Below are 20,183 nucleotides of genomic sequence, written 5' to 3'. Positions count from 1 at the left end.
ATATCCGATTTATTTAATACGGATGTACTATATTTCACCCATCGCCTGTGCCAGTTGCCTAACTCCTGAGTAATCAAAACATCAAATTCTTTTTCTATTAAAACCAGTACTTTGCCGTTTTTAGTTCCCGCCTATCCCATCTGAGGAAGAGTTATGATTTCATAACCTATAAATTTTTTAGCTAACCTGCGATCAATATATTCATCTAAAATCAATTGGGAGGATCGAGTTTTGGCAGAAAGACTCAAATAGGAAGCAAACCATTGATATAAGCACAAGGAAGGGAAAGGATTTGGTAGACACTTTCAACATTCCACTGTGGTCCAGAAATTTTAATCCTTGCTCCAATCTGTTGAATAGCAGATTCGACAGATCCAGAACCAATAGAACACAGTTGTTTAGCTCGGTAGTAGGTGTAGTTAATAATCCCAGTGGGATGTTTTTCGAGATAAGGGAAAAACTTTTTAACTTGTTTACCTCGACAATTATTAAATAAAGGTTGAATCGGCTCTATCTGACCTTGCCACAATAAACTCTCAACAGCTTGGAGATGCTTTAAATAACCACCAATTTGATAAAGATTCTCTTTGAGGTGATACCAATCCAAAATTTCCAAAGGTTTGGATTTTTCAGTTCCAAACTCTTTAACTAAATTCCAAACTCCATCATGACCATCCCCCAAACACACAAGGGGGTTAACCAAAGACTGGCTATTAACATAATCAACTTATGATTGATTAGTTGTTATCAAAAAATGCGCCATAATGAATTCCTTGTAGACGAAGGGTTTTATTGATAGTCTCGCCAGTAGCAGCCTGGTTGTGGTTTGCTCCCTAGTCGTACTTTTCCACCATCCACCCTCACTTCACAGACAGCTTGTTTTCCTTGTGGTAGCTCCCAATCTTGTTCCACAACTAGTTTTTGTTGCCTCCTATGGCCAACTTTTACTCCTGTTAATGCCTCAATTTCAACTTCTGCCTTTTGATATGATTCCTTCCTTAGCTTATAGCCTTAAGCAGCACTTTTGAAGTAATAGACTTAATCGACTTCTTGGCTTTAAACCCAGTCTCTGCAACTGTTTAGCCCTTAGTATTAGTTCTCCTACCCAGGTTTTGACTTTCCTGGTTTTACCTACTTTCCTTCCGCTTGTTTCTTCGATAAAAAAAGGGCTATTTCTGGACTTACCACTTCTAATATTTGACTCCTTACTGTTTTTTCTATGCCTTCCAAGTCTATTATCTGACTTTTGTCTGCTTCTTCAACAATGTTGCCTATTCTTCTAAGCAGGCTTTGAGCCGTTCTTGTTTATCCTGGTTCATGGTTGCTAATCCACACTTGTTTATCCTTATATTCTCCTATCACTTGTGTATCTTCCAATAGTGGATCCTCCCTACTAAGAATAACTACTTACTAGGAATAACTAACCATCAGTTTCAAGACTTGTTAGCCCAAGCTGAAATGCAGGATGAAAAACTTCAAGCTGATATAGGAAGTAAAAGACACGTATACATCAGAAAGGAGGAGGTGGAAAACCGAAACTAGAGATAAAACAACAGGGATGTCTATGCTTGTTCTATTGGAGGAAAATACCAACATTTGAGGTTTTAGGTTTGCATTTCGGTATATCTAAAATGGAAGCAAAGGACACATTTCATTACTGGCTAAAGATATTACGAAATGTTTTCCCTGCTAGTCTCCCAATACTGCTCGGGTAAGGAAAAAGAGGGGGTAAGATCAAGAGAAATGTATTCGCGTTTTGTTTACGAGAACTAACAGATTGACTTTTTCTCTTTGAGACTATCGTATAATTCTACCCAATTTTGCCTAAGATAATTAATACACGACTGCAAGTGGTAAATTTGGGTTCGTCTGGCAACCGAGAGGACAGCATGAATATGATTTGGGCTTCCAGCCTTGCCTAAATGCTTATATTCGCTGAGTTTATCAGGTGATTGAGTAGGGAAAATAGGCTTGTTAGCCTACAACTTGTAATAGCAGTAAGTACCCTGCTGACCCGATGCTTAGTAACAGAAAACGCAACATCCAGGAGGTGCTACCTAGAAGCCTGAATTTGTTGAATAGATAGTTGTAAAGTCGCAATAGCTTGTTGTATTAATTCGGCTCTAGAAATAATATCCGAGTCTTTTGCAGGCATTGACTTACGGGGGGAATGAGAAAAATTAACTTGTTCACGGAATATTTACGAGAACAAATACCCATTCATTTTATAGTTTTTTAAAACTATAATGAAACTGAACAGAGGTGCAAATGTCACTAATCAACTTTGAAGTCATTGCAGCATCAGTGGCCAAAGCGCAATTGCTTGTGGCGTTAGAACAAGTCATTCCCGCTCAAACTATACACAGAGCAATTATCAATACTTCTTCTCAAGAACGAAGAGAAGGAATACTACCCACTCACGTAGTTGTAGCTTGAGTCATTGCCATGAGTTTTTCCTCAACTGACTCTATAGTTGATGTCTTCAAAAATCTGATTCAAGGTTTGAGTGGTTTACAAATACCCCATCGTCTACGTTTTATTGCACCAACTTCTTCATCAATCAGTGAAGCACGTCAAGGAATTGGTCCTAAAGAATTGGTCCTGGTGTGATGACTCGTTTGTTTGAAATGGTAGTAAAACCCCTGGCCACAATACAAACACCAGGTACTTTTTTGGGAGGATTAAGATTGATGGCTGTAGACGGAACAGTTTTTGATATCCCTGATACTCCAGCCAATGGTAAAGTATTTGGTTATCCTGGTTTACCACCGGGTACATATCCAGCTTTTCCAAAGGCCAGATTGGTTTTTTTAGTAGAAGCAGGAACTCATGTAATTGTTGATGCTCTCTCTATTAAGTCCCTATGGAATTGGTGAAAGAAAAAGAGCAATTCAAATCCTTCCCAGTGTTGGGGAAGGAATGTTGTTAATGTGGGACAGGGGATTGCATTCTTTTAAAATGGTTCATGCCGCAATCAAACAAAAGTGTCATATCCTTGGTCGTGTGCCAGCGAATGTGAAATTTGAGCTCGTCAAAACTTTGGGTAATGGTTCTTATTTGTCTTGGGTTGCACCTGATGGTAAATCTAAAAAGAAAGGTGCAAAGAGAATTCCTATTTGTGTAATTGAATATGTGATTGAAGATAATGGTTCTGATAAAGTATACCGTTTGACTACTGATTTGATGGATATTTCGACTTTCCCAGCACTGATTTTAGCTCAAGAATATCATACTAGATGGGAAGCTGAGAATACTTTGGATGAATTAAAGGTGCATCTATTGGGGCGTAAAACTCTGATTCGTTCTAAGAGTCCTCGTGAAGTAGTCCAAGAAATTTATGGTTGGTTGTTAGGACATTTTTGTATTCGTTGTTTGATGTTCCAAAGTGCTTCCGAAGCAGGAATCTCGCCATTAGGTTTGAGTTTTACTGGTAGTTTACGATTAATTCGACGTGCTGTTCCTCAATTTCCACAAGCTGCTACTGAAGATTTACATCTATTTTATAGTTGGTTAGTTCCATAAATTTCATATTTAGAAATACCACCTCCTAAATTTAGAAGTAATCCTAGGATTCTGAAAAAGACGCGCTCCAAGTTCCTGAGTAAAAAATGATTTTATCGTGGTAGTACCACTGTCAATCAACCTTCTTTTATGTTTTTAACAACTGCTATTTAGCCTTATCATATTTTCGCGTTTCTACCTTTATATCTACCTTTATATTTGAGCAATTAAATATTATTTATTGATGGGGACACTCTTCTTTGTTCATAGTGTGGCTTTTCTGTTTTAACGGGGCTCTTAATTCTCGTAACTCAAACGCGAACTCTTTTCTCCTGATCTTACCTCCTCTTCTTCCTTAACCGAGCAGTATTGGCTAGTCTCCTTGAACAGGTAGAAAAACATGATAGGGATTATGCGATGGAAACTCAGAACAAAAGGTAGGAAGTAAAGAGTTTTCTACCAAGGGTATTTTTGTTGAACAGGTCATTAGACTTGTAAAAATATTCCGGGTACCTCAACAAAGATTTCCCCTGAATTCCCCAATTTACTCACAAGTAATTCTTACTAACTATTGGTGGTTTAGTTATATTAGGAATTGGTTCATTAGTTTTGCCCATTGCATTAGTTTTGTCCATTTCATAAATGTTATGGATATGAGGTCAGTTACGAATTTTTCATCAACATCTTCATGGATAGTCCCTATCCGTAACTATTCCCAACCCTGATTCTTATCTTGGCTCTTTCCTCATCTTAACACTATGGAAAGCCAGAAACAGACTCCTTTCTAAATTTTCCTCTCTATTGATGTAGAATGAGAGCGATAGCTACGCTCGCCGCAGGCATCGCATTGTTGATTTAGATTGCTCAAGTTCTCCCAATCTCTAAAGATGTCTTAAACCAGGCGGTCATTTTGCGACAACAGAAAAAATGAGTTTAGGTGATGCCATTATTGCCAGTACTGCGCACTGCTTCAGTCTATGGGCTGATTTTAATAACAAGAAATGTAAATGATTTTCGTTGCATAACTCAACTGAGATTGTGGAATCCGTTTGAATCTGATCAACCCAGTTGAGGAAAGATCTTGATACCGATAAAAAAAGACAGGCTGATAGCCTGTCCTAAAATAAATTATTTAGCAGAGAATTTAGAAATTCATTTCAGCAGCTTGGACTTTTTCCACCTGTTTCTTCTTCAGCACTAGCATCACTTGTGCCAACATTACTAAACAGATAAAGGCAATCATACCTGCAACTCTGGTGGGGTTTTGTAAGACAATCTCTGCATCTTGTTGACCAAAACCACCGACGTTGGGGTTGTTGGTTAAAGCATCACCAGATGCAACTGTTTCTCCTTCAGAGACTATTAAATCTGGACCTGCGGGAACGGTATCGTCAACAACTTCACCAGCTTCGGTTTTGATGCTAACAACATATTTAACGTTACCGTCTTCATCTTCTGTTTTAGCAATCTTGCTAATTGTGCCAGCAGCAGAAGCGTTGTAAATGTTGTTGTTGCTCTTTTCACCTGTGGGGTAAACTTGTCCACGTCCTCTGTTACCACCTACATGAACAGAATATTTGCCAAAGTGGATATTGCTGTCGGTAGCAGGGTTGGGTGAAAGAACAGGGAAGACGATTTCCTGATATTCTTTGCCTGGTAAGGGGCCAACAATGACGATATTTTCTTTGTCTTCACTGTAGGGTTGGAAGTAAATATCACCTAGTTCGTCCTTCATTTCTTCAGGAATCCGGTCTTCTGGTGCAATCTTGAAGCCGTCGGGTAACATCAGTACAGCACCGACGTTTAAGCTGACTTTGGAACCATCAGCACCTACTTGCTGTACGTTGGTATCGTAGGGGATTTTGACAACGGCTTTAAATACAGTGTCAGGTAATACTGATTGAGGTACTTCTAGTTGTGTGTCTTTTGGTGCTAAGTGACAGTTAGCACAAACAATCCTTCCTGTGGGTTCACGGGGGGTTTCAGGATAGGTTGCCTGCGCCCAGAAGGGATAAGCAGAAGCAGTTTGGGGTAGGGCTAGATCGCTGGTGAAGAAAAAGGTCACGGTGGCGATAGCTATAACTAATGTGTTTAAGATCACTTTAGCAGTGCGAGTTAACCTCGCTGGTGTACAGGCGTTTCTCATCTCTATAAAGTCATTAGTCAGTGGTCAGTTGTCAGTTATAATTGGTCAGTTGTTATTGGTCAGTTGTCAAGAGTTGACTCAAGACTAATAACTCACGACTCTACACTCAGCCCTCGATTAACTCCACCAAGGTTCTTCACCGGTGCGGAAGTCTGTTTCTGTCCAAGGGGTTAAAACGATTTTGTCGCTGTGTGTTTTGGCATGAGCCAAAGCTAAGGACTTGGGTGCAGGTCCGCGGACAACTTTACCAGTAGCATCGTACTGGGAACCGTGACAAGGACATTTAAACTTGTTCTCTGCTACGTTCCAAGGCACTACACAACCTAAGTGGGTGCAGATAGCATTAATGCCATAGTCTGTGATCGCTTCTTTACTCTCTACCACAATATATGTAGGATCTCCCTTTAGTCCTTGTACCAAGGTGCGATCGCCTACATTATGGCTTTCTAAGAATTGACTAACACTAACATCTTTACCCAGTTCATCTTTTGCTGTCACACCACCACCAGCACCACCGCTGGCTGGAGGGATAAAGTACTTAATTACAGGGTACAATGCACCTAGCGCCACTCCAGTGACAGTACCAAAAGTGAGCAGGTTCATGAACTGACGACGACCCATATCAGGCACGTCCATTGATTCGGAAAGTTGAGCCATAATCTACGCGCTCTTTGTGTAATTTGTTAAGCACCTTGACAAGAGTACCAGCACTTTAGCTACCCTTGTCTGAATCGAAATACTAAGGCCATCAGCGATGCCACAATTCTTTGTTCCAAGATATCTTTAGCATCTTTTCTGTTAGCATTACATTTCTTTATATGCTTATCATACTGGAGTTACGGAACTTAACATCATAACTAAATGTAAAATCTAATTGAGAACAGCCATGATCCCAGAAGGATATGGGCTGTAATGTTTCACAGCGAAAAAACCGTCTCAGCATATGATTGCTAATCTCAAATCCAAAATCCAAAATTTATATGATAGGACAGGAATTTCGTCAACTGTTAATTGATAAGTGGGGATACTCTTATGATGTCCAATTACGCAGGACTCAGGGGAAAATATTTCTGCAAGTGATGTGGAAATATCTTGAACAAGCTTCATTCCCTTTAAGCGAATCTCAATACCAAGAGCATCTTGATAGCATTACTAATTATCTCAATGCTTTGGGAGGAACAATACAAGTACAAACTTTTATTACTCAAACAAAAGAGCGTCCCCGACTGGGTAAGGCTGTTAGTATACCTCTAGATTTGGGCGATCGCTCTTCCGAATGGATATTATGAACAATTTAAAATTGGTACTATTTATGTCAATAATTATTGCTGGAGAACGTAGCGGTGTTGGTAAAACAACTGTAACGCTCACACTTTTAGCCTCATTATGCCATCGTGGAGTCACAATACAATCTTTTAAAGTCGGACCAGATTATATTGATCCGATGTTCCATCAATATGTTACAGGTCGTCCTTGTCGAAACCTAGATACTGTATTGACTTCAGAAAGTTATGTACAGGAATGTTTTCACTATCATTCCCTAAAATGTGAATATGCATTAGTTGAGGGAGTTATGGGTTTATTTGATGGTGTTGGTCAATCGTCAGTCATCAGTCGTCAATCTTCAAATAAAGGCGACGACATGACATTTGCCAGTACAGCACATATAGCTAAATTATTAGATATACCAGTGGTATTGGTAATTGATTGTAGTCGGTTGTCTAGTTCAGTCGCTGCGCTCGCACATGGTTATTGTTCATTAGATAGTAGAATTAAAATCGCCGGACTAGTATTGAATCGTGTGGGAAGTGATCGGCATTTATCATTATTGAAAAATTCCCTAGCACCTCTACAAATCCCCATCCTGGGTGTACTCAGAAGACAAGATAGTATTACTATTCCTGATCGTCATCTGGGATTAATCCCCACCGCAGAATTACCAGAATTAGATAGTATTATTAATCGTCTTGCAGATTTAGGTGATACTTGCTTTGATTGGGAACAACTATTACCCCTCCTCAAGTCTCCCTATTTCCCCACCTTCTCACCTTCCTATCTCCCTATTTACCCATCTTGTGTTAAGATTGCCGTTGCAAGAGATAAAGCCTTTAATTTCTACTATCAAGATAACTTAGATATATTAGAAAAATTAGGTGCAGAATTAATATTTTGGAGTCCTTTAAAAGATACAGAATTGCCAAGAGATATTCAAGGAATTTATTTCGGTGGTGGATTTCCTGAAGTATTTGCATCAGAATTAGCTGCAAACACGGAAATTTTAAAATCAGTTAAAACAGCTATTTGTGCAGGAATACCGACAATTGCTGAATGTGGTGGTTTAATGTATTTATGTGAGGAAATTATTGATTTTGAAGATAAATCTTGGTCAATGGTAGGAATATTACCCACATCTGCACAAATGGATAAAAAGTTAACTTTAGGATATCGTCGTGCAGTAGCTTTAGAAGATAGTTTCTTATTTGATGTTGGAACAAATGTTTATGGACATGAATTTCATCGTTCCCATGTAATTACTGATCCTCAACGACCATTATTTGATACCTATCGCTTTGACTGTGATGAAAATACAGGATTTGAAGGTTGGAATTTACCTAATGTTAATGCTTCATACATCCATCAACACTGGGGAAAAAGTTTAGAAATTCCCCAAAATTTTCTGCAACAATGTCTCAAATATAGGAGGGAATAGGGAATAGAGTCGAGATAACAGGAAAAAGTTAATTATAAGTAATTAGCCTCATCTGAATATAACCTAGAATTCCTTTAATTCCTTAATAGTAACAAACCCTAGATTTATGCGTGTAATCAATCCAAAATCCAAAATCCAAAATTGAATGACTAAGTGACTAATGACTAATATTTTCATTCAGTCTGCGAATGATCCGAGATAGTTCACGAATAATATTTACAGCAATTTCTGGAGTTTCTTCAATCGCATCATAAAGTTGCTCTTGAGTGAGTTCCAAACAATCACAAGGTTCTAAAGTAGTGACAGAAGCCGAACGAGGCTGAGTATCAAATACAGCCATTTCACCAAAGTATTTTCCTGGATCTACTTCTGCTAATTTGGTATCCCCAATATGGACTTCCACTCGACCGGATACAATAATATAGAGCGAGCGCCCCTCTTCTCCTTGTTTAAAGATACTGTGATTTGTAGGATATGATAACTCATTCATCACTGAAGCTAGTCGGACTACAAAATCATCTCGCAATTCATTAAAAATAGGAACACGTCGGACAAATAACAAACGATCAACGCTAGTCAGCATAATTACTAATTATATATAAAAGATTGCTACTAGTATATAACCAACTCAATCAGGCAATTGGACTGATTGAGTTGGTTATAAAAGAACGACATTATCCCACCCTAGATGCTAATAATACCCCAGGCTTTGTGACTCTCTGAGGTTTATTTATCAGAATTGGGTACCCCATCCCTCCCCTCTTAGGGGTCTACAGTCTACACAGAAGTCCTAGATTCCTTACTTGATAATAAAGCGTTTGCTGTTTAATCCGCTACGAATGATTAGCGGGACTTAAATAAAAGTTAAGAGTAAAAAGGAGTATAGTGCGGTTTTGGTGTAGCTTTCACGTTTGCCCCAGTAATGGGCACCATGGTTTGAAAGATGGTGTTAAAGGTTTGATGATGTACTTACTCATAAGGCGCAAAAAAGGAGTTTAGACATTATTTAGGGGGATTATTGGGTGAAAGTGAGAGAAAAAACCTATTTAAGATGGCACAGAATGCCCTAGGGGTGAACTACCACCGATAACACCACGTTTTAACTGCAGCACCTTGGTCCAGTTCCCAAGTCAATGACCGTCGGTTAGAGATTATGAAAAAGTGTAGTCAGAGGAGAATCACCAGAGGATTTAGCTTAATAATTGATGATTCCGTCCATAGAAAAAGCGGGAATTTTAGGGATGGAGTAGGAAGAAAATATATATATTGGAGAAATTGGGAAAAGGGATAATGGGATAGTAGTAGTAACAACACATCTATATGATGGCAGTAAAAGCTTACCATTAGATATAGAGTTAGATCACCACGGTGATTCTTTACCCAAAGGGAAACAAGACCCTCTATTTGAGAAGAAAGAAGAAACCTGAGTTAGGAATTAAATTAATACATCTGACCTTAAGCCGTGGTTATCAACCAGGAATAGTAATTATAGATCCTGGATATGGACACAATATATCTTTCTTATTTAAGATAGAAAATCGGCATTGAAAGTATTGAGGAGGACTAGCTAAAAATCCCAAAGTCCTTGCCAGTGACCAAGAGGATAGTCCACAAATAATTAGGTTAGATGAACTAGCACAAAGTTTACCCCAAGAGGCTTTTACAGAAATTCAACTGGAGTTAGATAAACCCAAAACATTATGGGTAGTAACTAAAGAAGTAGAAATATCAGCCTTAACTGGAAATGGCAATATTGCTATAGTCATCAACGGTTCTACTTTCTCTCAAGCCACTGATATTGGCTACTTTATTACCAATATTTCTTCATCAATTGTCACACCCCAACGGATAGTTGATACATATTCTCAAAGAAATTGGGTAGAAGTTGTTTACAGGGAAGCCAAGGGATGGTTAGGACTCAACGAATATCAAGTTGGAGATAATAGCAGTTGACTGCGCCATTTTATTTTGGTTTGCTGTGCCTACACTTTTATTCTTTGCCATCAGTGGACTGGAGGATTAAGACCAAGGTGGGCTAAGAAACCTTTGAATACTTTTACTGCAGCTTTAGAAGGGTTGAGAACAGCCATATCTTTTCTATTTATTGATTGGTTCAACTGGAATCTGGACGTGTTTCCTTCTTATCGAGACAGTTTGGGCTACATTTGGCGTTGATTTTTGTTTATGTCCCGTTAGTACCAACGCAAATTCTAAATTCAAAATGAATACACTGTAAACCGGATTTCTCAAATTTGGAATAGGTTGTTTATTTCTCGGTGCGTTACGGCTAATCCTCACTCTCTCAAATCCTCAAATCTTTACATAGCTGTAATACAGCCTACTTAATACTTACTTTATAAGTACTTTCATATTTGCCTAAAAAAGTCTACATTTGGGTCTGAATTCCTCTATTAATGAGTAAGTTTGTCGGCTGGCTCATAAGTAAATATACTTTTATAGTATATCAAAAAATACTTCAAATAGTGTATGCTAACTATCCTATCACTGTCATGTATCAATAATTATTAAATCTTGGCAGGATAAACTTTCTGGGTAGTTTCAAACTAGAAGATTGATATTCCCACTAGATATTTCTTGATTAAGAGTATCTTGCCTTAAGGGTATTATTAGCTACTGCCTAGGCACTTATTGTCCCTTAGAAAATCATAATCATGTACATAGCAAAATTATCTATGAACATCAAGTTACCCCAAATCATTCTTTAAAGTCAAATGCTTTCAATGAGTCTGGTATTATTCTTAACCAAGAATCTATCAATCATGAAACTTCTACAGTATGAGAAATTCCTGCTAATTACTTAAGTCAAATTCCTGGAACAGATAAGGATCGAAAAGTGGATTCTGTTGGTGCAAATAGCTTGCAAATAGAACCTAAATATACTGGATAAAAGCTATTTAAACCCCAAAAATTAACCTTAGTATTAGAAAATAGAAAAGCGGCTCCGTCTTCATCTCAGGAATTAGGATTGAGTGAAGAACCTAAAGTAGAAATGTTGGTTTTGAGTGCCTTTAAAACTGCTGTGGGTAGTGATGAGGCAGAATTAGTATTTTCGGGTTTGGCTGTGCAAGCAGGGGTAAAAACTGTTTTGGGTAGTTTGTGGTATGTGAGTGATCAAGGTTCTTTGGCGCTGATGACAAAATTTTACGATCAGTTGAATAATACTTATTTGCGCTCTCATTCTATTAAACAAGCCCAGTTAGCGATGCTAAAGGGGAAAGGTATAGCTGTCCATCTGCTATACCTTTCCCCTGAAAAAAACATTCCTCTAAATCAAGAAATGACTAATTTAGGTAAGATCGAGTTATCCCATCCATATTATTGATTATTGGTCTGCTTTTACGGTAATTGGTAATTGGAATTAACAGTTATGAGTTATCAATCAGTTATCAGTTACAGTAGGAGTCAGGAGTGAGGAGTGAGGAGTAAAACTCTCTTGCTGTCTAGGTTTCAATTTAGATTCTGTACCTCATTGATCTGCAATCTGCTGTATCACTGTTCCCTCTTATTTAAGAAAAATGAATGTCTTGGAAATGGTGCTTTAGAGTTATTATCGCTTTGTTGGGGCTGTGGCTATTCTGGGATATAGTTTCCCATCTAGGGGCAGAGATTTTTTGGTTTCAGGAAGTTGGCTATTTGCAAACATTTCTGCTGCGCTTGGTGACTAAGGGTGCTTTATGGGTGGGTGTGGTCAGTGTTAGTTTTACCTATCTGTTTTTTAATCTGGCTTTAGCACAACGCTGGAAATATCCCCAGTCTCTGAAAACTGAGTTGGTCAGAAATGAGGAGACAAGACTGAGTAAGCAACTCACAAAATTTCTCAGTCCACAGTATGGCACAGTCTATAAACCTCCTTATGTTGAGACTGGATACAAAGAAATTAGATTGCGCTGGCTGTTACCACTGACGTTAGGCTTGAGTTTGTTGGTGGGGTTGATGGTAACCCATTATGGACAAGTCGCTCTAAGTTACTGGAATAGAGAAGTTAATCAGGTTATTTCACCTTTTACAATTCTATTTAGACCAGAGATTCTTTGGAATTTCGGACACACAATTATTTTTCAGGACTGGTATTTTGGTGTGGCTTTAGTAATGGCGATCGCACTCTTAATATATTCTCACTTTTTGCTGAGAGCGATCGCACTTATTTTTAGTCTTGGTTTTGGCTGGATACTATCTCAACATTGGTGTAAAATACTACTTTATTTCCACTCTACTCCCTTCAATACCAACGACCCTTTATTTGGCAAAGATATCGGTTTTTATATTTTTTCACTCCCTCTGTGGGAACTTTTGGCATTTTGGCTACTTGGATTATGTTTATATGGCTTTGTGTCCGTTGGTCTCACCTATCTTTTATCAGGAGATAGTCTAAGTCAAGGCATTTTTCCTGGTTTTTCTCTACCACAACAATGTCATTTATTCGGTTTGGGTAGCTGTTTGATGTTGGTAGTAGCCTTTAGTTATTGGTTAGGTCGTTATGAACTGGTTTATTCTCCCCGTGGGGTGAGTTTTGGCGCTAGTTACACCGATGCTAAGATCCAGTTGCCAGTTGACACTATGTTATGTGTTTTAGCTGTAGTGCTCGCATTTTATTTATTATGGCAAACTTTCTTCTGGAAACCCAAATCGCAACATCATCGTTGGGCAATTTATAGTTTATGTATTTATATAATTTTAATAATTACAGGTGATTTTCTTGTACCTGCTGTTGTCCAATCTTTAATAGTTCAACCCAATGAATTGCAGCGAGAGAAGCCTTACATCCAACGTACTATTAACTTTACTCGTCAAGCATTTGATTTAGAAGCAGTTGATTCTCAAACCTTTAATCCCCAGGGAAACTTAACCCAAGCTGATCTCAAAGTCAATGATCTAACAATTCGTAATATTCGTCTTTGGGATCAAGAACCATTATTAAAAACTAACCGCCAATTACAACAAATTCGTCCCTATTATCAATTTCCCGATGCTGATATTGATCGTTACACAATAAAAATTGAACCCAACCAAGAAGCAACCGCATCAACCGAAAAACGTCAGGTACTAATTGCAGCCAGGGAATTAGACTATAATTCTGTTCCACAGCAAGCTAAAACATGGGTAAACCGCAATTTAGTTTACACCCACGGTTATGGCTTTACCATGAGTCCTGTGAATACTGTTGCTCCTGGTGGTTTACCAGAATATTTTGTTAAAGACATTAGCGGTAATGATAGTGCGCTAACTACTTCTAGTGAAGCTATTCGTGAAAGTATTCCTATTGGTAAACCGCGAATTTATTATGGAGAAATTAGCAATACTTATGTCATGACTGGGACGAAAGTTAGAGAATTAGATTATGCCAGTGGCAGAGATAATGTTTACACCAGTTATGATGGCGTGGGTGGAATTAGAATTGGTTCTCTGGGTCGAAGATGGCTATTTGCTACATATTTGAAAGACTGGCAAATGATATTTACACGGAATTTTCTACCAGAGACAAAAGTATTATTCCGGCGAAATATTAACCAACGAGTTCGTGCGCTCGCACCTTTTCTAAAATTTGACAGTGAGCCTTACTTAGTAGCTGCTGATGCCAATCCTGACAACAAAAATGAACAATTCCCGGCAACAAAGAATAATCTTTACTGGATTATAGATGCTTATACAACAAGTGACCGCTATCCCTACTCTGACCAAAATGGTGATGGCATCAACTATATTCGTAACTCCGTTAAGGTCGTAATTGACGCTTACAACGGCACAGTCAGATTTTACGTTGCTGAACCAAAAGAGCCTCTAATTATTGCCTGGTCGAAAATATTCCCACAAATGTTCCAACCGCTGGCAAATATGCCTGTTAATCTCCAGAGTCATATCCGCTATCCAGTGGACTTTTTTAAAATTCAATCTGAACGGTTAATGGTTTATCATATCACTAACCCCCAAGTATTTTACAACCGCGAAGATCAATGGCAAATTCCCAATGAAATATATGGAACGCAAACCCGTCAGGTTGAACCTTACTATTTAATTACTAGTCTTCCTAACGTTCCCTTTGAAGAATTTATTTTACTGCTTCCCTACACACCCAAACAACGAACAAATTTAATTGCTTGGTTAGCAGCGCGTTCAGATGGAGAAAATTACGGTAAATTGCTGCTGTATAACTTTCCTAAAGAACGGTTGATTTATGGGACAGAACAAATAGAAGCGAGAATTAACCAAGATCCAGTAATTTCTCAACAAATTTCTTTATGGAATCGTCAAGGTTCGAGAGCAATTCAAGGTAATCTTTTGATTATTCCCATTGAACAATCTTTGTTATATGTTGAGCCAATTTATTTAGAAGCAACTCAGAATAGTTTACCAACTTTGGTTAGGGTGGTTGTTGCTTATGAAAATCGCATTATCATGGCAAAAACTTTAGAACAAGCATTACAAGGAATTTTTCAACCAGAGGTAACACAAGCACCGACAATTATTCGTCCTGTGGAACAAGAATGAATACCATCGAGTTAGAGTGAACAGCGGAATGATTTGATTGAGAGTGCAATCGCATTATTTACTGTCTCGTTCTGAACCTTTAATGGTGATTGTCAGCACTCTTTTAACGCACTTCATAACTTGATTATAGATTAAATCTGTGACCTTTTTCTCCCTTTAGCTGGTTATTTTTATCTCTTAACCGTTGATTCTCTGACTCTAAGTCTTTTACTTTTGATTGTAATTTGAGAACAATGATTGTATGATTTTGAATTTGACTGCTAAGATTTTGAGTGAGCGCCTATGATAAAAGGAAGTTGTAAGCAAAGATTAGGCGTTGGTAAAGCCACTTTCACTCTTCCCCAATCATTCAATAGCAAGCTGGACATTCATTGATAGTTGAGTTTAAATTTATCACCGTGTACTCTTGCTTTTCCCCTACCTGAATATGCTGGTACTCATCCCCACAAATATTGGTTGGAATGTAAGCACATCAGTTGTTGTCTTATAAGTACTTGACCACTTACGATGGAATACTGGATACAGTGATCAGTCTCCCAGACTGTAGACGTTGCGTGTCAGCAATATTGCATCCGTCATTTCAAATGTTGCGTCCTTAGCCCCACATAAACATTGGTATGCTGCTTGACGGAATTCCTTTAGTTGTGCAAAAAGATCTATAGCGGTTGATAAACGTTGGTAGTGCTTCTTTCATCTTCCGCTACTGGGGTGCTTGTTCTTACAGGCATCCCTTTACTTTTGTAATTCCACTCCCTAGCGATCACTCTCTTTTACTCTAAAGTCCAGTTAAGTCTGCTTGCCTCCTTATTCTCGTTTCAGGTCTGATAAAATATTTGGAGGGTTTATGAACTTTTCTAAGAAAGAACAAGTTTTAGCTTTTGTTGTTTTAATTTTGGTTTTCGGTTCATTAGTTTTGGGAGTAATTGATCCCTCAACTCGTGGGACCTTTACAGATTTGACAAAAGTAGCTGTAGGAACTTCCATAGGTTTCCATATACTTGCACCAAATCAAAGAAATAGGACTTACGTATAAGATCATAAAAGTAGAGGTAACTCATGAATTACCTCTACGGAATAAAAAGGTTTTCAGTCACATTTTGCGTAAGTCATAAAAAATTAGCTTTTTAGCTAAATCCATAATTTCTATTTAGTAGCCTTCTTGCCAAAGTAGCTTTTCTCTTTTCTAGACTTTTGCAAGAAGTCTATTAGTTGAATACTGCAAATTACTCAACTAAATAAGTAGGATCTATTTGAAAAAACACTGCCAGATCTTGAATGTGCTTTTCTGTTAATTGGCGTTTACCATTGATAACATCTAAAACTATTGACTCACTTTCTGAAATAGAAACTAAATCCTTTGGTTCTAGGTTAGATTATTCTAGCAACCGTTAAAGCAGTGCAACACCTTTTAGAGTAGGCATTTTTTCATGTTGCTGTTCATAATCATAAACATGAGTACCTAGAACCTTGAGATAGTCTACATCATCTTGTGTAATATTTCCTTTATCCAAAATAGAATTAATTTTATTTTGGGTAGCAATTAATTCTTGTTCATTGGTAATGGGACGTGGGGTAAATGTGGTAAGTAGCTTTATATAGTAGTTACTAGGAGTTTTTAAACCACTCGTCATTTTTCCATTTCTCCTTATCATATTCAGCTTGAGTGAGTACAGCGCGTATAAATAATAGTTAAAACTCCTAATTTATATAGGTTATAAGTTGGTAATGATTACCTTTGATATTCAAAACAGTAAAGTTACCAACTAAGTCTGCTGATAGAAAAATTTTCCTAACATCATTAAAAGTTCCTAATTCAGAATCCGATATGGGCTAATACCAGAGTAAAAGCCCGGATTCTGATTGGGAATGCTTTTCCCAAAATTTCCTAAGTCTTCTTTTTCTAAGAAAATGCATTCTAACAAAAAATATTGTATCTATTTTCAGGTAAATTTACTACAAATTTTTTTGTCTCATAATTTCGACACAGATAATTTTTATACTGAAATTTATTTTCTTAATGACGAAGCTTAAAAAAACTGTACCTCCAGATGGATAAAAACTAACTTCCTCAGCTTTTATAGTTCAAAACTAAATGGGTTTTGATAAGAAAGCAAATCGAGGGGATGTGCTAAATGAGAGCTTTACTACTCTGGCCGATCATGCCTAATTCTTTCTGGTCTTATCAGGAAACCCTTGCTTTGGCTGGGTTACGTGCGACAAATCCCCCACTAGGTTTAATCACAGTAGCAGCGATGTTACCGAGTGATTGGGAAATTAGATTGTCCGATCGCAATGTCCGTCTAGAAACAGATGCAGATTGGGAATGGTGCAATATTGTCATCCTCTCTGCAATGATTATCCAAAAACAAGATTTTGGTGAATTAATTCAAAAAGGTAAAAGGTTAGGTAAAAAAGTCGCAGTCGGTGGACCTTTTGCTACATCTGTACCAGAATTTGTCTTAGAAGCAGGAGCAGATTATTTAATTTTAGATGAAGGAGAAATCACCATCCCGATGTTTTTAGAGGCTTTAGAAAAGGGAGAAGAAAAAGGTATTTTCCGAGCTACAGAAAAACCAGATGTTACCCAAACTCCCTTACCTAGATTTGATTTATTAGACCTAAATGCTTACATAGCTATGACCGTACAGTTTTCACGGGGTTGTCCATTTCAATGTGAGTTCTGTGATATTATCACCCTTTTTGGACGCAAACCCCGCACGAAAACACCAGAACAGATCTTAGTAGAATTGGAAGTATTATATCAGATGGGTTGGTGGCGTTATGTATTTATTGTTGATGATAACTTTATCGGCAATAAACGTAATGCTAAAATCTTTTTAAGGGAACTAATTCCCTGGATGGAAAAACGAAATTATCCTTTTGCTTTACTCACCGAGGCTTCTTTGAATTTAGCAGAAGATGATGAATTATTAGAATTAATGGTAAAAGCTGGTTTTGTTCAGGTATTCATGGGTATTGAAACTCCTGATGTAGAAAGTTTAGTAGGAGCAAATAAAGAACAAAATACCCGTAAGTCTTTAGTGGAGTCCTGCCACAAAATTACCAAAGCCGGACTACAAATTATGTCTGGTTTTATCTTAGGATTCGATCATGAAAAACCTGGTGCAGGTAAACGTATTCAAGAGTTTGTGGAAGAAACTAATATTCCCCAAGCCCATCTTAATTTATTGCAAGCATTACCAAATACAGCCATGTGGAATCGGCTGCAAAAAGAAGGAAGGTTAATAGATGCGTTAGGTGAATTTCTAGGTTCTCAAAAATCTTTAATTAACTTTGTTCCTACTCGTCCCATGACAGAAATAGCTGACGAGTTTATCGAAACTTTTTGGAATTTGTATGAACCCATACCTTACCTCAAACGTACTTTTCGTCATTTTATGATGATGGAGGGTTGGCGGGCTAAATATCAACGGACCTTAACAAAAGCAGAGTGGGACTTTTTAGGGGCTATTTGTTGGAGACAGGGAATATTGCGTTCTACAAGATTTCATTTTTGGTGGCAATTAATAGTTATGGCATGGCATAAACCAAATTTATTATATGACTATTTAATCGCCTTGGGTGTGGGTGAACATTTTTTCAGTTTTCGTCATGAGGTAAAAGTAGAAATAGAATCAGAATTAGCATTATTACAGCAGCAAGAATTCGATAAAAAATCAGCAACGTTAAGTTATAAACCGTGAGTTAATTACAGTTAAATTATATTCTGAAGTAGCGCCTTTTATAATCCATAAAAAAAGATACCAGACTTCTTTAAGAATCCGGGTATCTGAATATTAGGCTAATTTTGTGTTCATGAATGATTTAGAATTGCTATAGTAGTTGACAATAAACTCAGCAATAACATCACCACGAAAAAATGTCCCAGGTTCTAGAACAATCAATAAGGATTCTTGCCGCTGCTACGGTAGTAGAAAGCTGTTTTACGGATTTAAATCTAATGCATCGTTGGCTTAATCCTCTTCTGCGTTGCGAACCTGTGGGAACAGTGTGGAGTACAAATATTGGTAGTCGCAGTCGGTTTATAATTCAAATTCCTGTGATTAAACCCACTTTAAACACTGTAGTGATAGAAAGGCAACCAGGTTTGGTAGTATGGGCATTTAAGGGATTCTTTCAGGGAAGTGATCGCTGGGAATGTCAACCACTACCAAAAGGTACACTTCTCCTTAACCGCTTTGAGTTTCAAATTCCTAACCCTGTAGTCAGTTGGGGTTTTAATACGTTTGGTGCATCTTGGACAAAAGCAGATATGCAAGCTCAACTGCGTCGTCTCAAACGAATAGCAGAAAGCTTTGAATAATAGATCCTGCACGTTATAGCAGAGTTGATAAGATATGTATCAGGATAAGATTAACCTAGTTTCTCCAATAATTGACGAATCACATCTGCATCTTCCGCATCTGGTATTTTAACTCGATAAGTTTGTAAATCTTCCATAGCTTGAGAAAACATCCTAAGTTGGAAACATAGCAAACCTCTATCTCTTAATTCCAAACTTGTCCCTGGAAACAACAGCAAAATCCTTTCTACCGTTCCCAGACTCTTTTCTAAATCCTGCTGTTTGAGGTAAATATACTTCAAATTCGTCAATATCTGCGCCAAAAATTGCCGCTTACTAACTGTTACTACAAATTGTGGTGTAGACTTACCAATTGCTGATAAATTTGTGACAGCCTATCCTGGCAATCTTGTGCAAACATGACTTTACCACCATTGAAGGCATCAACAAAAATCCCTATATCCTCTATATTTGGACGGATGAGGAAATATCCCGGCATTCCTATTCCCAGCATTGGAAAATCAAGCCGCCTTCCCACTTCCATATAAACTAGTGCCAAGGTAATGGGAATACCAGTTCTGCGTTTAATTACATCATTGAAAAAGCTGTTACGTAGGTCATAATAATATATGTTCTTACCACTACAACCGAACTCTTCCTAAAAGTACTGGTTAATGCTTTGAATCATTCCCAGCAGATAGGGCTAGGAAGGTAGACGTCCTTGTAACTTAAATGCCATTGTATCAAGGGCATTTAAATATTCTTTTGGGTCAAGGTCGGGATATTCTTCCTGTGCAATATATAAAGCTGCCTTGTCCAAGTTGATAGACTCGTCACGTTGTTTAATCTCTTAGTAAAAATACCGACGTGCTGACGAGAAATTCATAAGCAGTAGGGATGAAGCGACATAATCTCATTTTAAGGTAATTGAGGTAGTTTAGAGCAGAAATTCACCTTTGACCCTTTAATAGGGAACAGGTTTGCAAAGAGAGAAATCTATGATCATCTATAGTATA

At 37.8% G+C, this 20,183-nt stretch carries 14 protein-coding genes and 4 pseudogenes; 11 read left to right on the top strand and 7 right to left on the bottom strand.

Translation table 11 applies throughout. The features are described 5' to 3' along the window. Positions 1–244: 244 nt before the first annotated feature. Positions 245–1,319, bottom strand: a pseudogene (locus AAZO_RS09315) (ISKra4 family transposase). 249 nt (positions 1,320–1,568) lie between these two features. On the opposite strand from AAZO_RS09315, the gene AAZO_RS29575 reads away from it, so the two are divergent. After that, on the top strand, positions 1,569–1,715 hold the full coding sequence (locus AAZO_RS29575; protein WP_266888880.1) for a transposase family protein: 147 nt from the start codon (positions 1,569–1,571) through the stop codon (positions 1,713–1,715). Between the two features lie 553 nt (positions 1,716–2,268). Further along, a pseudogene (locus tag AAZO_RS09305) lies at positions 2,269–3,522 on the top strand (IS4 family transposase). A gap of 1,123 nt (positions 3,523–4,645) precedes the next feature. Here the strand turns inward: AAZO_RS09305 and petA are convergent. Then, entirely contained in the window at positions 4,646–5,647 is a 1,002-nt protein-coding gene (petA, locus tag AAZO_RS09300; protein ID WP_013191060.1) for a cytochrome f, read from the bottom strand. On the opposite strand from petA, the gene AAZO_RS35180 reads away from it, so the two are divergent. Continuing rightward, on the top strand, positions 5,568–5,735 hold the full coding sequence (locus AAZO_RS35180; RefSeq protein ID WP_187289688.1) for a hypothetical protein: 168 nt from the start codon (positions 5,568–5,570) through the stop codon (positions 5,733–5,735). The genes petA and AAZO_RS35180 overlap by 80 nt on opposite strands. A 29-nt stretch (positions 5,736–5,764) precedes the next feature. Here the strand turns inward: AAZO_RS35180 and petC are convergent, their stop codons facing one another. Continuing rightward, entirely contained in the window at positions 5,765–6,304 is a 540-nt protein-coding gene (gene petC / locus AAZO_RS09295; protein WP_013191059.1) for a cytochrome b6-f complex iron-sulfur subunit, read from the bottom strand. Between the two features lie 323 nt (positions 6,305–6,627). Between petC and AAZO_RS09290 the strand changes: the two genes are divergently transcribed. Further along, positions 6,628–6,936, top strand: a complete 309-nt coding sequence (locus AAZO_RS09290) for a DUF3067 family protein (RefSeq protein ID WP_013191058.1) — start codon at positions 6,628–6,630, stop codon at positions 6,934–6,936. A 23-nt stretch (positions 6,937–6,959) separates the two neighbouring features. Next, positions 6,960–8,357 (top strand): cobyrinic acid a,c-diamide synthase CobB, encoded by a 1,398-nt coding sequence (locus tag AAZO_RS09285; protein ID WP_013191057.1) that lies wholly within the window; start codon positions 6,960–6,962, stop codon positions 8,355–8,357. 157 nt (positions 8,358–8,514) lie between these two features. Here AAZO_RS09285 and AAZO_RS09280 read toward each other — a convergent pair whose 3' ends face one another. Then, the gene (locus AAZO_RS09280) at positions 8,515–8,940 is read right to left on the bottom strand and encodes a cyclic nucleotide-binding domain-containing protein (RefSeq protein WP_013191055.1); all 426 of its coding nucleotides are present in this window, start codon (positions 8,938–8,940) and stop codon (positions 8,515–8,517) included. A gap of 346 nt (positions 8,941–9,286) precedes the next feature. Between AAZO_RS09280 and AAZO_RS29570 the strand changes: the two are divergent. From AAZO_RS29570 to AAZO_RS09265, 4 genes and pseudogenes are all read left to right on the top strand, one after another. Continuing rightward, positions 9,287–10,532: pseudogene (locus AAZO_RS29570) on the top strand (IS701 family transposase); the annotation flags it as partial. Between the two features lie 811 nt (positions 10,533–11,343). Further along, complete coding sequence (locus AAZO_RS09275; RefSeq protein ID WP_041639782.1) at positions 11,344–11,700, top strand: CHAT domain-containing protein; 357 nt, start codon at positions 11,344–11,346, stop codon at positions 11,698–11,700. Positions 11,701–11,897: 197 nt separating this feature from the next. Next, positions 11,898–14,864, top strand: coding sequence for a UPF0182 family protein (locus AAZO_RS09270; RefSeq protein WP_013191054.1), 2,967 nt, complete (start codon positions 11,898–11,900; stop codon positions 14,862–14,864). Positions 14,865–15,708: 844 nt separating this feature from the next. Continuing rightward, positions 15,709–15,897, top strand: coding sequence for a hypothetical protein (locus tag AAZO_RS09265; RefSeq protein WP_013191053.1), 189 nt, complete (start codon positions 15,709–15,711; stop codon positions 15,895–15,897). A gap of 355 nt (positions 15,898–16,252) precedes the next feature. Here AAZO_RS09265 and AAZO_RS09260 read toward each other — a convergent pair whose 3' ends face one another. Further along, on the bottom strand, positions 16,253–16,495 hold the full coding sequence (locus AAZO_RS09260; protein WP_013191052.1) for a hypothetical protein: 243 nt from the start codon (positions 16,493–16,495) through the stop codon (positions 16,253–16,255). Between the two features lie 67 nt (positions 16,496–16,562). Beyond that, positions 16,563–16,691 carry a type II toxin-antitoxin system HigB family toxin gene (locus AAZO_RS37620; RefSeq protein WP_228371687.1) on the bottom strand — a complete coding sequence of 43 codons (129 nt, stop codon included), beginning with the start codon at positions 16,689–16,691 and terminating at the stop codon, positions 16,563–16,565. Positions 16,692–16,996: 305 nt separating this feature from the next. On the opposite strand from AAZO_RS37620, the gene AAZO_RS09255 reads away from it, so the two are divergent. Beyond that, the gene (locus AAZO_RS09255) at positions 16,997–18,568 is read left to right on the top strand and encodes a B12-binding domain-containing radical SAM protein (RefSeq protein WP_013191051.1); all 1,572 of its coding nucleotides are present in this window, start codon (positions 16,997–16,999) and stop codon (positions 18,566–18,568) included. Between the two features lie 176 nt (positions 18,569–18,744). Then, a complete protein-coding gene (locus AAZO_RS09250; protein ID WP_013191050.1) occupies positions 18,745–19,188 on the top strand; it encodes an SRPBCC family protein in 444 nt (147 codons plus the stop codon). 50 nt (positions 19,189–19,238) lie between these two features. Here the strand turns inward: AAZO_RS09250 and AAZO_RS09245 are convergent. Next, positions 19,239–20,014 (bottom strand): annotated as a pseudogene (locus tag AAZO_RS09245) (SirB1 family protein). Between the last annotated feature and the right edge of the window lie 169 nt (positions 20,015–20,183).

Origin of the sequence: 'Nostoc azollae' 0708, from assembly GCF_000196515.1 — a bacterium.
GTDB lineage: Bacteria > Cyanobacteriota > Cyanobacteriia > Cyanobacteriales > Nostocaceae > Trichormus_B > Trichormus_B azollae.
Note: the sequence above shows the minus strand (reverse complement) of the source record. Positions and strands in the feature narration are given on the sequence as shown.

Bases quoted from the DNA above. Each gene is read 5' to 3' on its own strand.
- AAZO_RS09280 (WP_013191055.1), bottom strand. From the start codon at position 8,940: ATGCTGACTAGCGTTGATCGTTTGTTATTTGTCCGACGTGTTCCTATT.
- AAZO_RS09255 (WP_013191051.1), top strand. From the start codon at position 16,997: ATGAGAGCTTTACTACTCTGGCCGATCATGCCTAATTCTTTCTGGTCT.
- AAZO_RS09260 (WP_013191052.1), bottom strand. From the start codon at position 16,495: ATGACGAGTGGTTTAAAAACTCCTAGTAACTACTATATAAAGCTACTT.
- petC (WP_013191059.1), bottom strand. From the start codon at position 6,304: ATGGCTCAACTTTCCGAATCAATGGACGTGCCTGATATGGGTCGTCGT.
- AAZO_RS09285 (WP_013191057.1), top strand. From the start codon at position 6,960: ATGTCAATAATTATTGCTGGAGAACGTAGCGGTGTTGGTAAAACAACT.
- AAZO_RS09270 (WP_013191054.1), top strand. From the start codon at position 11,898: ATGTCTTGGAAATGGTGCTTTAGAGTTATTATCGCTTTGTTGGGGCTG.
- AAZO_RS09265 (WP_013191053.1), top strand. From the start codon at position 15,709: ATGAACTTTTCTAAGAAAGAACAAGTTTTAGCTTTTGTTGTTTTAATT.
- petA (WP_013191060.1), bottom strand. From the start codon at position 5,647: ATGAGAAACGCCTGTACACCAGCGAGGTTAACTCGCACTGCTAAAGTG.
- AAZO_RS09250 (WP_013191050.1), top strand. From the start codon at position 18,745: ATGTCCCAGGTTCTAGAACAATCAATAAGGATTCTTGCCGCTGCTACG.
- AAZO_RS09290 (WP_013191058.1), top strand. From the start codon at position 6,628: ATGATAGGACAGGAATTTCGTCAACTGTTAATTGATAAGTGGGGATAC.